17 protein-coding genes are annotated in these 17,933 nt (G+C 65.1%); 4 read left to right on the top strand and 13 right to left on the bottom strand.

Annotated features, from left to right (window positions below):
- Positions 1–15: 15 nt before the first annotated feature.
- From SALLO_RS16240 to SALLO_RS0108785, 3 genes are read left to right on the top strand one after another with little or no spacing between them, the layout of a single operon-like run.
- Positions 16–990 (top strand): TerC/Alx family metal homeostasis membrane protein, encoded by a 975-nt coding sequence (locus tag SALLO_RS16240; protein ID WP_051141431.1) that lies wholly within the window; start codon positions 16–18, stop codon positions 988–990.
- An 11-nt stretch (positions 991–1,001) separates the two neighbouring features.
- Positions 1,002–2,267, top strand: a complete 1,266-nt coding sequence (locus SALLO_RS0108790) for an NAD(P)/FAD-dependent oxidoreductase (protein ID WP_022835939.1) — start codon at positions 1,002–1,004, stop codon at positions 2,265–2,267.
- Between the two features lie 14 nt (positions 2,268–2,281).
- A complete protein-coding gene (locus SALLO_RS0108785) occupies positions 2,282–3,421 on the top strand; it encodes a cysteine desulfurase family protein (protein WP_022835938.1) in 1,140 nt (379 codons plus the stop codon).
- A gap of 130 nt (positions 3,422–3,551) precedes the next feature.
- Here SALLO_RS0108785 and SALLO_RS0108780 read toward each other — a convergent pair whose 3' ends face one another.
- The 6 genes from SALLO_RS0108780 to SALLO_RS0108755 form a co-directional block, all read right to left on the bottom strand.
- Positions 3,552–4,625, bottom strand: coding sequence for an iron ABC transporter substrate-binding protein (locus SALLO_RS0108780; RefSeq protein WP_022835937.1), 1,074 nt, complete (start codon positions 4,623–4,625; stop codon positions 3,552–3,554).
- 121 nt (positions 4,626–4,746) lie between these two features.
- A complete protein-coding gene (locus tag SALLO_RS16235) occupies positions 4,747–5,448 on the bottom strand; it encodes a phosphatase PAP2 family protein (protein WP_051141348.1) in 702 nt (233 codons plus the stop codon).
- 34 nt (positions 5,449–5,482) lie between these two features.
- Complete coding sequence (locus SALLO_RS0108770; protein ID WP_022835935.1) at positions 5,483–6,193, bottom strand: response regulator transcription factor; 711 nt, start codon at positions 6,191–6,193, stop codon at positions 5,483–5,485.
- A gap of 168 nt (positions 6,194–6,361) precedes the next feature.
- Positions 6,362–7,903, bottom strand: a complete 1,542-nt coding sequence (locus tag SALLO_RS16230; RefSeq protein WP_022835934.1) for a glycoside hydrolase family 3 N-terminal domain-containing protein — start codon at positions 7,901–7,903, stop codon at positions 6,362–6,364.
- Positions 7,890–8,474, bottom strand: coding sequence for a nicotinate-nucleotide adenylyltransferase (gene nadD, locus SALLO_RS0108760; protein ID WP_022835933.1), 585 nt, complete (start codon positions 8,472–8,474; stop codon positions 7,890–7,892). Before nadD ends, SALLO_RS16230 begins: the two co-directional genes overlap by 14 nt.
- 8 nt (positions 8,475–8,482) lie before the next feature.
- The gene (locus SALLO_RS0108755) at positions 8,483–9,340 is read right to left on the bottom strand and encodes an outer membrane protein assembly factor BamD (protein ID WP_022835932.1); all 858 of its coding nucleotides are present in this window, start codon (positions 9,338–9,340) and stop codon (positions 8,483–8,485) included.
- 271 nt (positions 9,341–9,611) lie between these two features.
- Between SALLO_RS0108755 and SALLO_RS0108750 the strand changes: the two genes are divergently transcribed.
- Complete coding sequence (locus SALLO_RS0108750) at positions 9,612–10,361, top strand: SDR family oxidoreductase (protein ID WP_022835931.1); 750 nt, start codon at positions 9,612–9,614, stop codon at positions 10,359–10,361.
- 12 nt (positions 10,362–10,373) lie between these two features.
- On the opposite strand, the gene SALLO_RS0108745 is transcribed toward SALLO_RS0108750, so the two are convergent.
- The 7 genes from SALLO_RS0108745 to SALLO_RS16225 all read right to left on the bottom strand — a co-directional run bounded on the left by SALLO_RS0108745 (position 10,374) and on the right by SALLO_RS16225 (position 17,933).
- Positions 10,374–12,017 carry an ABC transporter substrate-binding protein gene (locus SALLO_RS0108745; protein WP_040605743.1) on the bottom strand — a complete coding sequence of 548 codons (1,644 nt, stop codon included), beginning with the start codon at positions 12,015–12,017 and terminating at the stop codon, positions 10,374–10,376.
- A gap of 112 nt (positions 12,018–12,129) precedes the next feature.
- Complete coding sequence (guaA, locus tag SALLO_RS0108740) at positions 12,130–13,707, bottom strand: glutamine-hydrolyzing GMP synthase (RefSeq protein WP_022835929.1); 1,578 nt, start codon at positions 13,705–13,707, stop codon at positions 12,130–12,132.
- A 37-nt stretch (positions 13,708–13,744) separates the two neighbouring features.
- Positions 13,745–14,122, bottom strand: coding sequence for a glycine cleavage system protein GcvH (gcvH, locus tag SALLO_RS0108735; protein ID WP_022835928.1), 378 nt, complete (start codon positions 14,120–14,122; stop codon positions 13,745–13,747).
- Between the two features lie 57 nt (positions 14,123–14,179).
- Positions 14,180–15,535 carry an acetyl-CoA carboxylase biotin carboxylase subunit gene (gene accC / locus SALLO_RS0108730; protein ID WP_022835927.1) on the bottom strand — a complete coding sequence of 452 codons (1,356 nt, stop codon included), beginning with the start codon at positions 15,533–15,535 and terminating at the stop codon, positions 14,180–14,182.
- A gap of 63 nt (positions 15,536–15,598) precedes the next feature.
- Positions 15,599–16,162, bottom strand: a complete 564-nt coding sequence (accB, locus tag SALLO_RS0108725; RefSeq protein WP_022835926.1) for an acetyl-CoA carboxylase biotin carboxyl carrier protein — start codon at positions 16,160–16,162, stop codon at positions 15,599–15,601.
- Between the two features lie 46 nt (positions 16,163–16,208).
- Positions 16,209–16,787, bottom strand: coding sequence for an elongation factor P (efp, locus tag SALLO_RS0108720; protein ID WP_022835925.1), 579 nt, complete (start codon positions 16,785–16,787; stop codon positions 16,209–16,211).
- 156 nt (positions 16,788–16,943) lie between these two features.
- A complete protein-coding gene (locus tag SALLO_RS16225; protein WP_022835924.1) occupies positions 16,944–17,933 on the bottom strand; it encodes a hypothetical protein in 990 nt (329 codons plus the stop codon).

The raw sequence follows: 17,933 nt of genomic DNA, 5'->3' as shown, positions 1-17,933 counted from the left end.
AAGCAGCACCCCTTCATGGAAGGCCAAATTCCCCAGTGGGGATGGTACGTGTTTAGCGCTGCCGTCTTCGTTCTTTTTCTCATCGACATGTGGTCGCATCGCCACACGCACGGCGAGGGGCCCGAGGCGCGCCGCAACGCCATCTGGTGGAGCGTCATTTGGGTGAGCGCCGGGTTGGGCTTTGGCTTCTTCATTTGGGAGATGTTCAGCCACCAGGCGGCGCAGGAGTACCTGGCAGCGTACCTGATTGAGAAGAGCCTGAGCCTCGACAACCTGTTCGTCTTCCTCATCATCTTCAAGACGCTGGGCATCCCCAAAAAGCGGCAGCACCGCGTGCTCTTTTGGGGCATCTTTGGCGCGCTCGTCTTCCGCGGGCTGTTTATTTACCTCGGCGCGGCGGCCCTTCGCGAGTTTACCTGGATCTCGTACGTCTTCGGCGTCATATTGCTCTTTGCCGCGTGGCACACCTTCCGCGAGGATCCTTCAGAAAAAGAGGGCAGCGGATTGGCCGAGTGGCTGGAGACGCATCTACCGGTCACCAGTACGCTCCACGGGAAGAAGTTTTGGGTTGTGGAAAATGGCGCGCGCGTGCTGACGCCCCTGGCCGTGGCCCTCGTGGCCATCGAACTGAGCGACATCATGTTCGCCATCGACTCGGTGCCCGCGGCCCTTGCCATGACCAAGAATGTCTTCATCGTGTACAGCTCCAACGTGTTTGCCATCTTGGGCCTGCGCGCGCTGTATCTGGTGCTTGCCCACACCATCGCCGAGCTAAAGTACCTCCACTACGGGCTGGCCGCTGTGCTGGGCTTTGCCGGCATCAAAATCATCTTGAGCACGTCCAACACGCACTTTCCGCCGATGCTATCGGTGGGCATCATCGCGGTGTGCATTGGCGCCTCGGTGGTGGCAAGCCTGTGGGCGCGTGATGATGCGCCGCCTCCGGAGGAGCTCCTGCCAGAGGAAGAACGTGAACCTGTCAACACATAATCGCATCTGATATGGCTTCTTCGGTTGATGTTTTGGTCATTGGCGCCGGACTGGCCGGGCTGACGTGTGCCCGGCACGTGCACCAACAGGGCGCTACGGTGGAGGTCATTGAGGCGCGTGATGCGGTGGGCGGCCGCATGCGCACCGATGTGGTGGACGGCTTTCGGCTCGACCGCGGCTTTCAGGTGATGCTGACGGCCTATCCCGAGGCGCGCCGCGAGCTGGATTACGAGGCGCTCAACTTCCAGTCGTTTTACGACGGCGCGCTGGTGCGCACGCAGGGCCGCCTCCATCGCATCGCGGATCCCTTCCGGCAGCCGTGGGACGTGCCGCGTACGTTTTTTGCGCCCGTGGGTACGCTCACCGACAAATTGCGCGTGGCCCGCTTGCGGCAGGCCCTGGTGAACACGCCGGTGGGCCACCTGATGGCGCGTGAGGAATGCTCGACCGAGGAGGCGTTGCGCTCGCGCTGGGGGTTTTCGTCGCTCATGATCGAGCGGTTCTTCCGTCCGTTTTACGGCGGCATCTTCTTCGATCGCTCCCTGGCGACGTCCAGCCGGATGTTCGAGTTCTTGTTCAAGATGTTTGCCGAAGGCGCAGCCGCCGTGCCGGCAGAGGGCATGCAGGCCATCCCGGAACAAATCGCCGCGTCGTTGCCGGCCGATGCCGTGCGTTTGAACACACGCGCGACGGGCGTGCAAGGCCAAACGGTAACGCTGGCCTCGGGCGAGACGCGCACCGCCGAAGCTGTGGTGGTGGCCACGGACGCCCCGGCGGCCCAACAGCTCATTGGGGGCGTCGAGCGGGTAGATGGGCGCTCGACCCTGTGCTTCTACTACGCCGCCCACAAGCCGCCGGTCGACGAGCCGATTTTGGTGCTTAACGGCGACGGCACCGGCCTCATCAACAACATCGCGGTGATGTCGGAAGTGGCGCCGTCGTACAGCCCCGACGACCGCGCGCTGCTCTCGGTGGTCGTGGTAAACCCGCCGGACGAAGACGCTGCGGTGCTGGAGCGCGAGGTGCGACAGCAACTCATCGACTGGTTCGGTCTGCAAGCCGGCGGGTGGACGCACCTGCGCAGCTACCACATTCCGTACGCGCTGCCCGATCAGCGGCCGCCGGGTGTTGCATCGCCGGAGCGCTCGCCCCGCCGCCGCAAGGGCCTGTACTGCTGCGGCGATCACCTGCGCACCGGATCAATCAACGGGGCCATTGCGGCAGGCCGGGCGGCGGCGCACGCCGTCGTGGCCGATCAACGCGCCATTGCAGCATAAGCTTGTTTGTACCGATGGAGACGATCTACCTGGATTACAACGCCACCACGCCGGTCGACCCGCGCGTGATGGCACGCATGCAGCCGTACTTTACTGAGCACTTTGGCAATGCCTCTAGCGGGCACACCATGGGCTGGCGCGCGTCGGAGGCGGTTACGATGGCCCGCGAGCAGGTGGGCGCGCTCATGGGCGCGCCGCCGGATACGCTCACCTTTACCAGCGGGGCTACAGAGGCGCTAAACCATGCCCTGAAGGGCGTGATGCGTGCCTACCGCACGAAAGGCCGGCATCTTGTGACCGTAGCCACGGAGCATAAGGCCGTGCTGGATACCTGCAAGACGCTGGCGCGAGAGGGCGTTGAGGTGACGACGCTCCCGGTGGCCCGCGACGGACGGCTCGACCCGTCTGTTTTTGCGGATGCGCTGCGCGACGACACGGTGCTCGCGGTGGTGATGTGGGCAAACAACGAGACGGGCGTGCTGCAGGATATTCCGGCCCTCGCGGCGGCCGCGCATGACCGCGGCGTGCTGTTTTGCACCGACGCCACGCAGGCCCTGGGCAAGGTGCCGGTGGATGTAGACGCGGTGGATCTGCTGGCGGGCTCGGCACACAAGCTGTACGGCCCGAAGGGCGTGGGCGTGCTGTACGCGCAGCCACGCCTCCGCTTTCCGGCGCTCATCGATGGCGGCGGGCAGCAGGACGGGCACCGGGGCGGTACGCTCAACACGCCGGGCATCGTGGGGTTTGGGGCGGCGGCCGCGCTGGCCCGCGAGGCGCTCGACGAAGAGGCCCAGCGCCTGAAGGCTCTGCGCGACCGATTGGGCGCGGCCCTCGTCGAGGCGCTTCCCGGCGCGTTCATCAACGGCGCCGATGCGCCACGGCTGCCTAACACCGTTAGCTGCACGGTGCCGGGGCTGCGTGCCGATCAGATCGTGCGCGAGCTGCGCGGCGTGGCGTGCGCCACCGGCAGCGCCTGCTCGACGGCCGATCCCCGGCCCAGCCACGTGCTTACGGCCATGGGCCATGCCCCCGATGAAGCGCGGGCGACGGTTCGGTTGAGCCTCGGCCGCCCCACGACGGCAGACGCCATCGACCGCGCCATCGACTACCTGACCGAGCGCCTCCGCGCTGCGGCGTCCGCGCCTGCGACGTAGCCAGTCCCCGGTCCTGTCTGTCGCGTACCATCCCTAAAAAGCGCCGCCCGGCCATGTAGTGGCGGGGCGGCGCAGGCGTGTTCATTGAAGCGCAGCGCACCGTTCGCGTGCGCCGCCGCTCCGGGAGCACTTAAAGCAGCCCGGTATTGCGGAGAAGCTCAAGCGTGGCGTCGAGGTCGCTCAGCTTCTGGAAGTCGAACGTAGGGCTCAGCTCCAGGGCCTGGTCGACCGGCGTCATGTAGGCCGGCACCTGTACGCCAGACACCACGGGGTACTCATTCACAGACGTCGCGGCGAAGCGCTGGGCCTGCTCCGAGAGCAGAAAGCGGAGGAAGTCGGCAGCGGCAGCCGGCTGGTCGCTCGTTTGCAGCCGGGCCGCACCGGTTACAAGCGCGAGGTTGCCCACGTCGCCCGCGGCAAAGTGGTACGTACCGACCGGGGCGTTGGGGCGCGTGGTTTCTTCGGCCTCATGGCCTTCGCCTTCCTCGTGCCCTTCGTACTCGCCTTCGCCACCGCCGTGCTTAAGGCGCAGCACGTAGTAGTGGTTGGTGAGCGCGATGTCGATCTCGCCCGCCGCCAGCGCCTTAATCATGGGCGTGTTGGAGGTGTAGGCCTTCGGGTTGAGGTCTTGCATGGCGTTGAGCCACGTGCGCGTCGTGTCGGCGCCGTGCATCACGCGCATCGCCGTTACGAAGTCCTGGAAGCTGGAGTAGGCGGGGGTCCAGCCCACGCGGCCCTCAAACTGCGTGAGCGACGGGAGGTCGAGCACCGACGCCGGCAGGTTCTCGGGAGTAACCGTATCGGAGTTGTACGCCAGCACGCGGAAGCGGGTGGTAACGGGCAGCCACTGACCGCTGGAGGGCACAAACCGCGCCGGACGATTCAGCAGCGAGTCGGGCAGCTGCGTGAGGAGGGTGCTGGTTTGGGCCTGCGTGAGGGCGCCGGTGGTGTTCGCCCAAAAAACATCGGCCGGACTCTGGCTTCCCTCTTCGTTGAGGGCGGCCAAAAGCTGCGCGTCCGAGCCGTACTTCACGCTTACGGGCGTGCCGGTTTGCTGGCGATACACTTCCACCAGCGAATCTACAAGCGCCATGCTACGCCCCGAGTAGATCACGAGCTCTTTTTGATCGGACGACGACTGGCAGGCGCTGAGCACCAGGAGGCAAGCAAGCAGAGCAAATGCTCCGAGGGAGCGACGTATCATGGCGGTTTCGGCAGTTTGGGATGGATTAGTTTAGATGCATTCTAAAGAGTGACGATGAAAAGTGCAGGGGACGGGGGGCATCTTGCCCAAAATTGCATATGCAACCGGCATAAGCCTGCGGTTACAGCGCGATGCGCAGGCGGACCAGGGCCGGTGGTGGGGCGGCGGGCTGCCAGCGTGCGGGCGTTAGCGCCCCGCGCAGCAGGTGAACGGCGGTGGCCACGCCGACGCCGAGGACGAACCCCGAGAGAACATCGGACGGGTAGTGCACGCCGAGCCATATGCGGCTCAGGCCAACGCTAAGTGCCCAGAGTGCCACGGGCGCCGTTACGTACCAGCGCGGGTACGACCAGCTGATGGAGGTGGCCAGGGCGGCGGACATGGCCGCGTGTCCCGAGGGCCAGGCGGTGTAATCGGCGGCGTCGACGGGCCGTTGGTAGTCGGCACTGCGGGAGGTGAGCGCGGCAAGGCGTACGAAGGGGCGCGGGCGCCGGGTGAGGTGCTTGAGCGCGAGCACAAGGCCGTACGTGCCGGCGGCGGTAACCGTGAGGCGATACGCCGTTGCCGCCGCAGCGCGCGCGTCGGTTGCAAGGGCCGTGCCCCAGGCCACCGGCAGCGCGCTATAGAACACAGGGTAGGCCGAGGCATGCGCGCCCCGAAAGGTCGTCTGCAGCGCCTCCGAGGGCGTACAGTACACCGCACGAAGCCCGCGCACATCGAGCGTGCCGGTATGCGGGGCGTGGCAGAACGATTGCCCAAGCGCTACAGGCCCGCTCCACCATCCAAACAGCCCAATGAGCACTAGGGCAACAGCCGTACGCATGCGAGCAGCCGGTACAGGCATCTAAGCAGGGCGTCTAATCACTGAACTTGTAGCCGATGCCGTACACCGTTTCGATGTACGTAGGATCGGACGGGTCTTGCTCGATCTTTTTGCGGAGCGAAGCCACGTGGCGATCGATGGTTCGCGTCGTAATCTCTCCACTAATGCCCCACACGTCGCGCAGCAACTGCTTGCGGCTTACGGTGCGCCCGCGGTGCTCAATGAAGTACTCCAGAATGTCAAACTCCAGGGCCGTAAACTCCACCGTTTCCTGGTCGCGGTGCGCCGTCTGCGAGTCGAAGTCGACCACCACCTCGCCAAACCGGTACGAGTGGCCGGTATCCTCGGAGGCCTCCTCCGAGCGATTCAGGACCGCCCGCACGCGGGCCGCGAGCTCCTCGGCGTCAAAGGGCTTCGTCACGTAGTCGTCGGCGCCCAGCTCAAAGCCGCGCAGCTTGTGTTTGTCGTCGCCCTTCACCGTAAGCATGATGACGGGCGAGTCGACGCTGGCCTTGCGGGCCTCGCGCAGCACATCGAAGCCGTCGCGCTCGGGAAGCATCACGTCGAGCAAGATCACGTCGTACGGGGGCAGCTGCGTGATCTCGCGCAGGGCAGCGTTGCCGTCTGTTGCGCGGGTCACCGTGTACCCTTTGATCGAGAAAAAATCTTCAAGTCCTGCCCCAACCTCTGGGTCGTCTTCCACAATGAGGAGCCGAGGGGCTTGCGATGAGGACGGGTTGTGCATAAAAGAACAGGCGGCCTGAAACTAAAGCGATAAGGAACTAACAGGCGGTACGAAACGGCAGCCCCACACCCAAGCGCGCGCGGCGGCTACCGACCGCAGAAAAACGTAACGACCTAGATACATCAATGGATCCGCGCCGACATCGTGCTATGGAGCCTCCATCGTTTTCTAATGGGGAAGCAACCGGTGCGCCAAGGCTTGCTGCGCTGCGGGAACGTCGCTGTAGGTGATGCACCGCGGCGCACGCTCGGGGGCCCACTGCAGGGCATGCGGGGCGCCAAGGGCGGCGTACACCACGTGGGGCATGCGGGCGGTGCGCGTCCAGCGACGGAGTGCCGCTGTTTGGGCCTTCGAGAGCCCAAACCGGTGCCAGGCTGCAGGCCCCACGGCGCAGGCCACCAGCAGATGGGAAGCCGTCTGGGTGGCCCGGTCAAACGCCGCTTTGTCTTCGGCGGTCGGGGTTTCGGGGAGCGTGTAGCAGGAGACCGTGCCGCCGCCCCGCCGCAGGCCGCGCACCAGCGGATCGGGCGACGCTGCGCGCCCGGCGCCCGCGTAGAGCACGCACCAGTCGGTGCTTTGCGGAAGCGATGCCGGGGCCTGCAGGGCGCGTGCGGCCAGCTCATCGGCGGCTTCTTGATGGGCGGCGGTGCCAAACGCGTGATCGGGCGCGGGCCGCCACGCCGTGCGGGCTGCCACCTGGGCTTTCAGGCGCCAGACGCGCCGGCACGCGGCGTCGACCAACGACACGGGAAGGGCGCCGTCGCGTACGGCCTGCACGAGGCCCTCGACCACGGCCGCGGGATCGTCGGGGTCAAGGAGCACATCGACGCCGGCACGGATGAGACGGGCCGCGTGCGTGCCAACGTCGGCGGTCGCCCGGATGCCTTCCATCAGGAGGCTATCGGAGAACACGACGCCCGAGAAGCCCCAGCCGTCGCGCAGCAGGTCGCGCAGCAGAGCCGGAGAGGCCGTCGCCGGGCGCTGCGGTGCGTACGCGGGTTCGAGGGCGGGATAGGCCACGTGGGCCGTCATGAGCCCGGCCACGCCGGCGTCGCAGGCCGCACGAAAGGGCGGCGCCTCGTCGCGCATCCAGTCCGCGGTTGTGGCGTCCACCACAGGCAACGTGGCGTGCGAGTCGGTGGTGGTGCGCCCGTGGCCCGGAAAGTGCTTGGCCACCGTCAGCAGTCCGTGCTGCTGCGCGGTGCGCACATAGGCTTGCACGCACGGTGTTACGCGGGCGGGGGTGGTGCCAAACGCGCGGGTGTCGATGATGGGGTTCGCGTCCGTCAGGTTCACGTCGGCCACCGGAGCGAACGCGAGGTGGATGCCGCAGGCGCGCGCCTCGTGGGCCGTGATGCGGGCCAGGGTGGCGGCCCCGTCGGCGCCCGCGCGTGCTACGGCCCGTGCATGCGGAAAGTGCGTGCCGCCCTGCACCTGCTGACCGACGCCGCGCTCTACGTCGCTTGCGATGAGCAAGGGGAACGAGGCAGCGCGTTGGAGGCGCGTGAGCGTTGCGGGGAGCGCGGGCCACGCGCCGTTAAAGACCAGCAGCCCGCCGAGGGGCACCTCGTCCAGAAGCGCCGCGACGCGGTCGGCATCGTCGGGGGCGCTGCGTCCCGGCGGCAGGTTCGAGCCGAGGCGCGCCATAACCAGTTGACCGCAGCGCGCCCGCAGCGACGCCGGCAGCGGCCCCAGATCAGTCGCCGGCATATAAGTCGTGGCTGGTGATGTATTGCTGCACCGCATCGGGCACCAGAAAGCGAATCGAGCGTCCTGCCCGTCGCCGCGCGCGCACTTCCGTGCTGGAGAGCTCCAAGACGGGGGCCGCGGCGTAGCGTACCCGGTTGGCAAAGCGCCGCTCCGCCACCGCGTTCAGCCCGCCCGGACGCTTGTACACAATGAGCGGCACCCGCTCGACAATTTCATCCGGCGCCCGCCAGGACGCGAACGTGTCGAGGCTGTCGCTGCCAATGATGAGGTGAAAGTCGTGCTGCGGATGGCGCGCTTGCAGGCGCCGCAGCGTATCGACGGTGTACGAGGGCCCGTCGCGTTCCATCTCAACGGTACACAGCCGAAATGGCGCGTGCGCGTCGGTCACCCGCTGCACCATCGCCTTGCGATGCGCTGCAGACGCCAGGGTGCGGTCCGTTTTGTGCGGCGGCGTGCCGTTCGGGATCCACCAGATCTCATCCAGTTCAAACTGGTCGCGCACCACCTCGGCAATAATGCAATGCGCCACGTGCGGCGGATTGAACGAACCACCGAATAAGCCGATCGTCATGCCCGCCGCTATTTGCGCTGAGGGAGACCCGAGGTGTCGGCCAGCGATTGCTTCTTGGCCTCCTGTTGCTGTGCTTGCACCGCTTGCAGCTTGCGTTGCGCTTCCTGGTAGAGCGCTTCAGCCTCGTCAAGGAGCGGGCTGTCGGGAAAGAGCTGCGTGAGGCGGCGGTACTGGTCCAGGGCCGCCTGATACCGCTCGGCCTGCTTCTGCTGAATGCTGTTGTCGCTGTACTGAATGTACGCATTGATGGAGGCCAGCAGTGCGTCATCGGCCCAGGGCGTGTCCGGGTATTCGTCAAACACGCTTTTGTACGCGTGCACAGCGGCCGGCCACAGCTCGCGTTCTTCATACAGGGCGCCGGCAGCGTACTGCTTGTGGGCAAGCTTGGTGCGCAGCTCAAAGATTTTGTCTTCGGCCTTGGGCGCAAGCTCGTGGTTGGGATACCGCGAGAGGAATAGCTGGAAGTACGAAATGGCCTGGTAACTATCCGACTGGCCCAGGTGGAAATTGGGCGAGCGCTCGTAGTAGGCCAGCGCCCGCTGATACTCCGCATGCGGCGCCCGCTGGTTGGTGGGGTAGAGCTGCAAAAACCGCCCGTACTCGGTGGCCGCCATCAGGTAACGGCTTTGCTCGCGGTAGGAGCTGGCCAAGAAGTACTGGGCGTCGTCGGCCCACTCGTTGCCGCGGCCGTACTGAAAGACGGCCCGAAAGAAGCGGATGGCATCCTCGTAGTCGCCAGCCTGGTATTGCGCGTAGCCCTTTTGGTAGGCATCTTTCGCCGACGAGTACCGGAGCCTATTGCTTCCAGAGCAGGCGGTGCCCACCACGAGCAGGCCGAGGACGAGCAGGAGCGAGCGAAGACGCATGAAACAGCAAGCGTTGATCAGGAGATCGGAACGAAGTCCCGGGGCAGGGCCGAGTGTGCTGCGGGCGTAACATGGGGCCGGGAACATCTGTTCCGTAAACGGCACCAGCGCCCGTATTATTGCCGGGCGCTTGATAGGAGAACCCATCCGTCAATAGCCCGGCGTGCCCGAGGGGCGCAATGTATCATTGTCGTGTCGCGTGGACCTTGCCTGCGGGCTGTCGGATTATACGCCGTAGCTTTTTTGCTCACTCAACCAATTCCAGCGTTCTATGACCGATCTTACCGGAGCTACAGCTATCGTAACCGGCGCATCGAGCGGCATTGGCGAGGCCACGGCCCGCATGCTCGCCCGCGAGGGGGCCGCGGTGGTCTTGGCCGCACGCCGCGCCGAGCGCCTGGAGGCGTTGCAGCAAGAGATTACAGACGACGGCGGAGACGCCCTGGTGGTGCCAACCGACGTCACCGAGCGCAGCCAAGTGCAGGAGCTCGTGGACGCAGCCGTTGAGGCGTTTGGTCCGGTGGACGTGCTCATAAACAATGCGGGCATCATGCCGCTCTCGCTCATGGAAAACCTGCACGAGGACGAGTGGGAGCAGATGGTGGACGTGAACGTGAAGGGCGTCCTGTACGGCATTGGCGCGGTCTTGCCGTCGATGCTGGAGCGCGGCCAGGGGCACATCGTCAACGTCTCGTCGGTGGCCGGGCGGCGGGTGTTTCCGGGAAGCGCGGTGTACTCGGGCACCAAGTTTTTCGTGCGGGCGCTCTCCGAGGGCATGCGCAACGAGCTCGGACCGGCGCACAACATCCGCGTCACCAGCATTGAGCCCGGCGCGGTAGCCACGGAGCTGACGAACACCATCACCGACGAGGACATCCTGCAACAGATTTCGTCGGGCAACCAGGGCTGGAAGCTGATGGAGTCGGGCGACATTGCCGCTGCCATCCGCTACGCGCTCACCGCGCCGCCGCATGTGGACGTCGAGGAGCTGATGGTGATGCCCACCGAACAGCGTGAATAGCGAGCCGCCGGCTTAGCGGACCAGCTCAATCTGCCCGTTGCGGTAGCGGTGGATGAACATGGCGCCGTTCACGTTGCTGTCGGGCGCAAAGTCGATGCGCATGCCCAGCCCTTCGTAGCGCGCGGCGTTGCGGAGGGTCGCGGGCGCCGGCCGCGTGAGGCCGGGCGTTAACGTTTGCATCAGAAAGGTTGCCACGTCGTACCCGGTGTACGCCAGGCGGCGCTCGGCCACCGAGCCCGCACTCGGCGGCGCACCGGTGAGCAGGCGATAGCTGCGGATGAAGTCCTGCACCGCCGGCCGCGCGGGATCCACGTAAAAGTCGTTGGTGTAGGTGGCCAAAAATCGGCTCGCCATCTTCTCGATGGCCAGGTCGTGCCACTCGGCATTGCCCAGCACCCGCGGCTGCCCGCTCAGCCGATCGAGGCCAATGAGGGCTTCCTGAATGCGCCCGGTGGCGTTGCGGCCCGAAATGGGCAGGTAGACCACCTCAGCCGAGGCCCGCATGGAATCCGTTACGGTTGAGTCGGTGGCAAACGCCTCGGGCAGGCGCGACCAGCTGCGCGCATTGGGCAGGCGGAGCTCGTACGCCACATTGACGCCCGCCACACGGCTTTGCGCGATGAAGCCGCGCGCCATCTGCGCCCCCAACGTGTTGTCCGCTTCGTAGATGATGCCGGCCGTGTTGGTCATGAGGCCGTCGCGCACAAACTGCGCCATCACGCGCCCACGCATGGGCATGGTGGGGTTGGTTTGGAAGACGTGCTGCCGCCCGATAGAAACGCTGGCATCGGTGGCCAGGGGCGCCACGAGAATGACGCCGGCCGCCTCGGCCACCGCGCCCGCGGCCCGCGCGGTACGGCTGTACAGCGGGCCCACGATGAGGTCCACGCGGTCAATGCGGATGAGTGAATCCACCGCGGCCCGCGCCGATTGGGGCGTCGTGCCCGAGGCGCGAAAGTACAGCTTCGCCACCCAGGCGGGCGTGCGCACCTGCTCGGTCACCACCTGCATCGAATCGAGGCGTACCGTGTCGCGCCCCGCCACGAGGGTCAGACGGCCTTCGGCGGCGGCGAGGCTGTCGCTGTCTAGGGCGGCAGTGTCGTACACCCGCACGCTGTCGCGGGCGCGCTGCTGCAGGCCCGGGGGCAAGATGAAGCGCCGCCGTACGCCGTTGTGCTGCTCGGCCGCTAGCCGGAGGCCATTGAACAGCGCCTGCGACAGGCTCACCTGCTGATCGCCCATGGGCAGTGCCACGCCAATGCGCAGCGTGTCGGGGCGCGCGCCGTACTGCTGCAGCCCTTGGTCTACAAACCGCAGCACCCGCTCGGCCTCGTCGCGGTAGGACGTGGACGGGTATTGCCGCAGCAGGCGGTTGAGCCACGTCTGCGCCTGACGGTACTTCCCCTGACGGTACAGCGCCCGCCCGGCCATCAGCAGGGCAGCGGTGGTTCGTTGGTTCACGGGGTACTCCGCCACCAGCCGAAAGCGTTCAAACGCGTCCTGGTAGTTGCCCGCCTCAAAGGCCGCCACGCCCTGATCAAACATCAGTTCGGCATCGGCATTGCGCGTTACCGGTTGCTGCGCCTGTGCGTGCGGGGCCCAGCCGCTAAGGCCCGCCAAGCTGAGCAGTACGCAGAGGACCACACGACGTATCATAGGAAAAGCCAGTTAGCCGATAAAAAATAGGGACGGTGCGCAATGCAGCGTACCAAACGTTTGGCACAATCGCCACCGGTGCAGGCACAAGCCGCCATAAAAGCGCACGGCGTTACTCCCACTCGATGGTTGCCGGCGGCTTGGAGGTGATGTCGTACACGGCGCGGTTGATGCCGCGCACTTCGTTGACGATACGGTTGGCCACATGGCCCAGAAAGTCGTGCGGCAGCTGCGCCCAGTCGGCCGTCATGCCGTCAACGCTCGTCACCGCGCGCAGGGCCACGACGTGCTCGTAGGTTCGCTCGTCGCCCATCACGCCCACGGTTTGCACAGGGAGAAGCACCGCAAAGGCCTGCCAGGTTTCGTTGTATAGGTCGTTGGCGCGCAGCTCGTCGATGAAGATGGCATCCGCCGCCCGCAAGAGGGTGAGGCGCTCCGGCGTGACGGCGCCCAAGATGCGAATCGCGAGCCCCGGTCCGGGAAACGGATGGCGCGACACGATCGCTTCGGGCACGTTGAGCAGGCGTCCGATAGCGCGCACCTCGTCCTTAAACAGCTCGCGGAACGGCTCAATCAGCGCAAACCCGAGCTCCTCGGGCAGCCCGCCCACGTTGTGGTGCGTTTTGATCGTGACCGACGGGCCCTTGAAGGATACGCTCTCAATGACATCCGGGTAGAGCGTGCCTTGGGCCAGGAAGGTGGGCCGCTGGCCGAGGGCGTTAGCGATGCGTTCGGTTTCTTCCTCGAACACGTCGATGAACGTGTTGCCGATGATGTGGCGCTTCTCCTCCGGATCGGTAACGCCTGCAAGCGCCGCCAGGAAGGTGTCGGTCGCGTCCACAGCGTGCAGGTCCATGGCAAAGTGCCCGCGAAACGTTTCCTGCACCTGCGTCCACTCGCCCTTGCGCAGCACGCCGTTGTTTACAAAGATGCAGTGCAGCTGATCGCCAATGGCGCGGTGGAGCAAGGCCGCCGCGACGGAAGAATCTACGCCGCCAGACAGGCCCAAAATGACGTGGCGGTCGCCCACCTCATCGCGGATGGCATCCACCTTTTCCTCCACGAACGACGCGGGCGTCCAGTCGCCGGCGCAGCCGCAAATCTCATGCGCAAAGTTTTCCAGGATCTGCGTGCCGTAGGCGGTGTGCACCACCTCGGGATGAAACTGCACGCCGTAGTGGGGCGCCTCGGTATGGCGCACTGCAGCCACGGGCGCGTTGTCGGTGCGCGCGATCACCGTGTAGCCGTCGGGCAGTTCGGTGAGGTGGTCGCCGTGGCTCATCCACACCGTTGAGCCATCAGGCACGTGGGCAAACAGTCCGTCGGTCGGGGCATCGGCAGGAACGGAGATGTGGGCCCGGCCAAACTCGCGGCGTTCGGCGCGTTCCACCTGCCCGCCCTGTTGGTGGGCCATAACCTGCAGGCCGTAACAGATGCCCAGCACCGGCACGGCCGAACCGTCGGCGCGGGTCAGTTGCAGTAGGGCCGGATCGAGGCGTGGCGCATGATCGTCGTACACCGAGCAGGGCCCGCCCGACAGGATAAGGCCCTGGGGCTGCAGGGCCGCAATCTCGTCGGTGGGCGTGGTGCACGGATAGATCTCGGAGTAGACGCCGGCCTCGCGAACGCGCCGCGCGATGAGCTGCGTGTACTGCGAGCCAAAGTCGAGGATGATGATGCGGTCGTGCATGGACGGCGGGGCAAGCAGGCAAGGAGGCGGGCGCGACCTACGCGATTTGCTCGTAGGCCTCGGCGTTCATGAGGTCGTCGAGGTCATCCATGTTTTCCAGCTCAATCCGAACCATCCAGCCGTCGCCGTACGGATCGTCGTTCACCGTCTCGGGCGCATCTTCCAGCGCGGTATTTACATCTACGATGGTACCGCTGGCCGGCATGAACAGCTCAGAGACGGTTTTGACGGCCTCAATGGTGCCAAACACGTCGCCCTTTTGCAGGGACGTTCCTTCTGGGTCAAGCTCCACAAACACGATGTCGCCCAGCTCCTGCTGTGCAAAGTTGGTGACACCAATGGTGGCCGTGCCGTCGTCTTCCGTGCGCAGCCATTCGTGGTCGTCCGTGTAGTAAAGGTCTTCGGGGTAACTCATGAATCGGGGTATCGGGGTGAACGAAACGTGAGGGGCGGCCTGCGGTGGGGCATGCCGTTACGCGGTGGGAGAAACAATGTCGAAGTCGTCCAGGAAGCGCGTGTCGAAGTCGCCGGCCTGGAAGCGCTCGTTCTCCATTAGCTGCTGGTGAAAGGGGATGGTGGTATGGATGCCTTCGATGACGAACTCGTCGAGCGCGCGTTTCATCTTGCGGATGGCCTGGTCGCGGGTTTTGCCGCGCACGATGAGCTTCGCGATCATCGAGTCGTAGTGGGGCGGAATCATGTAGTCGGCGTAGGCGTGCGTGTCGACGCGAACGCCGTGGCCACCGGGCTGATGGAAGGCTTTGATGACGCCCGGCGAGGGCGCAAAGTTTTTGAACGGATTCTCGGCGTTGATGCGGCACTCAATGGCGTGGCCTTCGAGCGGAATGGAGCCCGTCTGGATGGTCTCGCCCATGGCCACGCGAATCTGCTGCTCGATGAGGTCCCAGTCGGTCACCTCTTCCGTCACGGGATGCTCCACCTGGATGCGGGTGTTCATCTCCATGAAGTAGAAGTTGTGCTCGGCGTCCACGAGAAACTCGACCGTGCCGGCGCCGCTGTAGTTCACGGCCTGTGCGCCGGAGATGGCTGCCTCGCCCATGCGCTCGCGCAGATCCTCCGAGACGATGGGGGAGGGGGCTTCTTCGAGCAGCTTTTGGTGGCGGCGCTGAATGGAGCATTCGCGTTCGCCAAAGTGCAAGACGTTGCCCTGGCCGTCGCCCAGCAGTTGAATTTCGACGTGGCGCGGCTTCTCGACGAACTTTTCGATGTACACATCGGGGTTGCCGAAGGCGTTTTGGGCCTCGGAGCGCGCGCCCTCAAAGAGGCGGGCAAAGTCGTCCGGGTCGCGCACGAGGCGCATGCCGCGCCCCCCGCCGCCCGCACTGGCCTTCACCATCACGGGAAAGCCGATGTCCTCGGCCACGGCGCGGCCCTCGGCCATGGAGCCTACAATGCCGTCGGAGCCGGGCACGGTGGGCACGCCCGCGTCGGCCATGGTCTCTTTGGCCAGCGACTTTTCGCCCATGAGGCGGATGGTCTCGGGCTTGGGGCCAATAAAAATGACGTTGTTGTCGCGGCAGATCTGGCTAAACTCGGCGTTTTCGGACAGAAAGCCGTAGCCGGGATGGATGGCGTCGGCGCCGGTGACCTCGGCCGCAGCGATGAGGCGGTCGGGGCGCAAGTAGCTCTGCGCCGAAGACGGCGGGCCGATGCACACGGCCTCGTCGGCAAAGCGCACGTGCAGGGCGTCGCGGTCGGCCGTGGAGTAGACGGCCACCGTTTGCAGGCCCATCTCGTGGCACGTCCGAATGATGCGGAGGGCGATCTCTCCACGGTTGGCAATCAGTACTTTGTTGATGTCAGGCACCGGAGACAGTTGGCGATGAGCAGGAGGCGAGCACAAAAAAGCGGCCGCCGGGGCCGCTGCGCGTTATTTTGCTTCGACAATGAAGAGCGGCTGATCGAACTCGACCGGCTCGGCATCCTCGACGAGGATCTCTTTCACGGTGCCGCTCACCGGCGACTCGATCTCGTTCATGATCTTCATGGCCTCGATGATGCACAGCACGTCGCCCGTCTCCACCGTGTCGCCCACCGAAACGAACGGATCGGCATCGGGGCTGGGCTGACGATAGAACGTGCCCACGAGCTCCGCGGTGACGGTCTGGTCGTTGGCGCTGGATGAAGAGGTGTCGTCGGTGTCGCCTGAAGATTCGGGCGCGCCGTTGGTGGCCGAAGCGGCGTTGGCCGTCGCGTTGGCGTCGGGCGCCGGGGGGGCGGCTTGCGGCTGCGGCTGTGGCTGTGCCGTGGGGGCCGCCTGCGGTGGGGCCGCGTACGGCTGCTGCATCGGGTACGACGGCGCCGCGGGTTGCATCATCACCGTAGGCGACTGCTGGCGGATCGTCAGCTTAAAGTCGTCGTCCTCGTACTCAATTTCGGCAACGCCACTGTCGGCAACAATTTTAAGCAGATCCTGAATCTTCGAGAGCTTCATGCGGGCAACGGAAACTAGGGAACTAGAATGAACAGGGCGGGCGCGCTTACGCCGTCGAGACGCGCGTCTCGTAGGCCCCGGTGTCGGTGTTTACGCGCACCACGTCGCCTTCGTTAATGAAGAGCGGGACGTCGACGGTGGCGCCGCTTTCGAGCGTGGCCGGCTTGGATCCGCCTTGGGCGGTGTCGCCGCGTAGCCCCGGGGTGGTATCGGCCACTTCAAGGTCTACCTTCTGCGGCAGGCGCGTTTTGAGTGGCTCTTCGGTGTCGGCGCGAAACAGAATATCCACAGTGGCGCCTTCTTTCAAGTATTCGCGGCCTTCCACCTGCTCCGGCGGCAGCGCAAACTGCGCGTAGGTGTCCATGTTCATGAAATGAAGGCCGTAGTCGTCTTCGTACAGAAACTGATGCTCTCGCTTCTCTACGCGAATCTCCTCGACCTTCTCGCCGGCCCGAAAGGTGTTGTCGAGCTCGCGCCCGTCGCGCACATTTTTAAGCGTCGTGCGCACGAAGGCACCGCCCTTGCCGGGCTTAACGTGGAGGAAGTCAACAATCTGCCAGAGATCATCCTTCCAGATGAACGTGAGTCCGTTGCGGAAGTCGCTGGTGCTTACGGTGGTGGCCATGCAGAAATAAAAGCGTGTCGGGCAAAGGAGGAAAACAAAGCGCCGCGCAGGGGCGGCGGGGCGTAGCAAAGAACGTTACCTCAACGGGTGTCAATCCTTCGAGACGCGGAATGTTGCGATCGGCTGACGGAAAAAGGCTGGAGCGTCATCAACAATTCACGCATCGGCGGGCGAGGCCTCGGGGTCGGGCGGGGCGGCAGGGGCCTCGGGCCGCGGCGCGTCAAGGATCCAGCGGTTGTAGGCCGTGGCGCCCGCAAAGAGCACCACGTTGAGCACCTTGCCTAGCACCGCAAACACCATGAGCATGCTCGCGATGTCCGCGGTGGCCAGCGCCATCTCTTGCCCCATCTGGATGCCCACGGCCATGAACACGAGGTCGCGGTTGGGCAAAAACGGGATGCGCGAAATCATGAGGTTGGCTGCGGCATACGTGAACCACACATCGAGCGATACGCCGGGCAGGGCGGCGTCCCACATGCCGATTTGCAAGAGCTGCCCCGCCGACAGGCGCACCCACTGAATGAGCAGGATGGTGCCGGCCGTCTTCCAGGCCATCGAGAAGAGGTGCCGCCGAAAGCGGACCAGGATGGGAATGAGCAACGCAGCAACCAGCCCGCCGCCCACGAGATACACGGTCTTTGGCGTTTCAAACAGGTCGTTGAGGCGAATCTCGCCGTACTGCAGAAAAACGAGCAGCAGCACAGCCGCCAAGGTGGTGGAGGCGACCGACGAGATGATGTTGTTGTCCCGGATGGTCTCGGCGATGGCCCGGTCGGGGAGGTCGACGTGGCTGCGCGCCCAGGCAAAAAAGTAGACCTCACCGGAGTAGCCCAGCACATCTTTGTTGTAGATGCGCTTCTTGAGGAAGGCCCACACGCTGCTCCACAGGTCGTACGTCCACGTAACCCGGTAGATGAAAATCTCGGTGAACGGCAGCGAGAAGTAAATCAGCAAAAAGAACAGGTAGAACAGCGGCGCCGTGGGCAGCGACGTCCATATTTCGGTCCAGCCGATGGTGGTCAGCTCATACACCAGGTAAGCCACCACGCCGCCCGTAAAGAGCCAGCGCAGCCCCCTAAGCACCCACTGCCCGGTTTGGGAGGCAGCAAAGCGTTTCCACCGGTCGTTAAGCTGAGCGAGCGTCAT

This window comes from Salisaeta longa DSM 21114 (assembly GCF_000419585.1).
GTDB classification, from domain to species: Bacteria; Bacteroidota; Rhodothermia; order Rhodothermales; family Salinibacteraceae; genus Salisaeta; species Salisaeta longa.
The sequence above is the reverse complement of the archived record's forward strand: the minus strand, read 5'-3'. Positions and strand labels throughout refer to the sequence as shown.

Coding starts and splice junctions, on each gene's coding strand:
- gcvH (WP_022835928.1), bottom strand. CDS start 14,122: ATGAGTTACCCCGAAGACCTTTACTACACGGACGACCACGAATGGCTG.
- SALLO_RS16240 (WP_051141431.1), top strand. CDS start 16: ATGGAAGGCCAAATTCCCCAGTGGGGATGGTACGTGTTTAGCGCTGCC.
- SALLO_RS0108770 (WP_022835935.1), bottom strand. CDS start 6,193: ATGCACAACCCGTCCTCATCGCAAGCCCCTCGGCTCCTCATTGTGGAA.
- efp (WP_022835925.1), bottom strand. CDS start 16,787: ATGGCCACCACCGTAAGCACCAGCGACTTCCGCAACGGACTCACGTTC.
- nadD (WP_022835933.1), bottom strand. CDS start 8,474: ATGACGATCGGCTTATTCGGTGGTTCGTTCAATCCGCCGCACGTGGCG.
- SALLO_RS0108745 (WP_040605743.1), bottom strand. CDS start 12,017: ATGATACGTCGTGTGGTCCTCTGCGTACTGCTCAGCTTGGCGGGCCTT.
- SALLO_RS0108755 (WP_022835932.1), bottom strand. CDS start 9,340: ATGCGTCTTCGCTCGCTCCTGCTCGTCCTCGGCCTGCTCGTGGTGGGC.
- SALLO_RS0108790 (WP_022835939.1), top strand. CDS start 1,002: ATGGCTTCTTCGGTTGATGTTTTGGTCATTGGCGCCGGACTGGCCGGG.
- SALLO_RS0108750 (WP_022835931.1), top strand. CDS start 9,612: ATGACCGATCTTACCGGAGCTACAGCTATCGTAACCGGCGCATCGAGC.
- guaA (WP_022835929.1), bottom strand. CDS start 13,707: ATGCACGACCGCATCATCATCCTCGACTTTGGCTCGCAGTACACGCAG.
- SALLO_RS16235 (WP_051141348.1), bottom strand. CDS start 5,448: ATGCGTACGGCTGTTGCCCTAGTGCTCATTGGGCTGTTTGGATGGTGG.
- SALLO_RS0108780 (WP_022835937.1), bottom strand. CDS start 4,625: ATGATACGTCGCTCCCTCGGAGCATTTGCTCTGCTTGCTTGCCTCCTG.
- SALLO_RS16225 (WP_022835924.1), bottom strand. CDS start 17,933: ATGACGCTCGCTCAGCTTAACGACCGGTGGAAACGCTTTGCTGCCTCC.
- SALLO_RS16230 (WP_022835934.1), bottom strand. CDS start 7,903: ATGCCGGCGACTGATCTGGGGCCGCTGCCGGCGTCGCTGCGGGCGCGC.
- accB (WP_022835926.1), bottom strand. CDS start 16,162: ATGAAGCTCTCGAAGATTCAGGATCTGCTTAAAATTGTTGCCGACAGT.
- SALLO_RS0108785 (WP_022835938.1), top strand. CDS start 2,282: ATGGAGACGATCTACCTGGATTACAACGCCACCACGCCGGTCGACCCG.